Source organism: uncultured Campylobacter sp. (genome assembly GCF_938045225.1).
Lineage (GTDB): Bacteria > Campylobacterota > Campylobacteria > Campylobacterales > Campylobacteraceae > Campylobacter_A.
This window is the reverse complement of the sequence record NZ_CALINL010000088.1, coordinates 1-1,798: the sequence shown is the minus strand read 5'-3', so window position 1 is coordinate 1,798 and position 1,798 is coordinate 1. Positions and strand designations below refer to the sequence as shown.

The 1,798-nt window shown below is 46.2% G+C and carries 2 protein-coding genes; both read right to left on the bottom strand.

Annotated elements, in window-relative coordinates; translation table 11 throughout:
* The coding region (locus Q0200_RS03830; protein WP_297937962.1) for an NADP-dependent isocitrate dehydrogenase at positions 1-1,580 on the bottom strand (1,580 nt) is incomplete at its 3' end.
* Between the two features lie 64 nt (positions 1,581-1,644).
* A complete protein-coding gene (locus Q0200_RS03825) occupies positions 1,645-1,785 on the bottom strand; it encodes an endolytic transglycosylase MltG (RefSeq protein WP_297937965.1) in 141 nt (46 codons plus the stop codon).
* Positions 1,786-1,798 lie beyond the last annotated feature (13 nt).

Genomic DNA, 1,798 nt, shown 5'->3' with positions numbered 1-1,798 from the left:
AGCGATCTTTTAGTTGCTTGCTCGTAGTTTAAAATTTCAAATTTAACTCCAGCATTAGTAAATTTATCTCTAAATTTTTCAAATTTAGCTATCAAATTTCTATCGTGAGCACGGCTGTTATCTAGCCAAAATATAAGCTCATCTTTTGAAATTTCGCCTCTTTTTAAGGCAAGCTCAAACCACGCATTTATCGCGTCTTCTTTTGCATGCGTCATCCGAAAAATGTCGCCACTTTTAACACTAAATTTAAAGACGCTCTCGCCAGCTTCGTTACAAACAACAAATTCTCCGTCCTCTTTTGCGATAAAAGTCTTATCGTGACTGCCGTACTCCTCGGCCTTTTTAGCCATTAGACCTACATTTGAGACGCTACCGATTTTAGCGGGATCTAGCGCGCCATTTGCCTTGATCTCCGCGATCGCGGCCTCATAAACGACGGCGTAGGTTTTATCTGGTATCACGGCTTTGGTTTCGCGAGCTATACCATCTTTATCCCACATTTTGCCGCCGTTTTTTATCATCGCCGGCATCGAGGCGTCGATGATAACGTCGCTAGGCACGTGTAAATTTGTAACGCCTGCGGCCGAATTTACCATCGCCAAATTTGGCCTTGCGGCATAAATTTCATCAAATTTGGCTTTTATTTTTTCTTGCGTAGCTTGCGGCAAATTTAAAATCCGCGAAAAAAGGTCTTTTAGCCCGTTGTTTTCGCTGACGTTTACGCTTTTTAGCTCGTCTGCAAACTCTTCAAAAACTTCAGCGAAAAAAATCTTTACGAAATGCCCGAAAATCACGGGATCGCTCACCTTCATCATCGAGGCTTTTAGATGCACGCTAAAGAGCAAATTTTTTGCTTTCGCGTCCGCGATTTGCTCATTTATAAAGGCGTCTAGCTCTCGCGCGCTCATGAAGCTAGCGTCGATTATATCGCCTTTTTCTACGGCTAAATTTTCTTTTAGCACGCGTTTTTCGCCGCTTTTTGAGATAAATTCGACGCGTAAATTTTCATCCGTTTCAAAGCTAATCGAGCGCTCGGAGGAGTAAAAATCTCCGCCCTTCATATAGGCGACTTCGGTTTTGCTATCTTTTTCAAAAGGGGTGATTTTATATGGGTTTTCGCGGGCGTAGCGTTTTACCGCACCGACGCATCTGCGGTCGGAGTTGCCTTCTCGCAGCACGGGATTTACCGCACTTCCTAGCACTTTGGCGTACCTAGAGGCCGCGTCTTTTTCCTCCGGAGTTTTTGGCTCGGACGGGTATGGCGGCAGATCGTAGCCCTTAGCGCGAAGCTCCATGATAGCGGCGTTTAGCTGAGGCAAGCTAGCCGAGATATTTGGTAGCTTAATTATATTAGCGCGCTTTTCTTGCGTCAAATTTCGCAGCATCTCCAGGTCGTCGCTCACTCGCAGATCGGGCGGCAGCTTGTCGTTAAAAGCAGCGATGATCCGCGCGGCTAGCCCTATGTCGGCCTGAGTTATCTCTATGCCGCCCGCGCGTAAAAACGCCTGCAGGATCGGAAACAGCGAATAACTCGCAAGCAGCGGGGATTCGTCGGTTCTAGTATAGACGATGTCGCTCATCTTTCCTCCTAATTAAATTTCGCAAAATCTTATCCAAATTTATATTAAAACGCCTTTTGGCGGGCTATTTTTGGGAATTTATCGCACCTACGTGCTCCTCGTATGTTACGCTAAATTTATGCTTGTCCGTCTTTTTATCCCGCATGAAGTACAAAAACTCGCTCTGCGCGGGCCTTATAGCCGCCCTGATCGCAGCTAACCCCACGGTGCAGACGGGG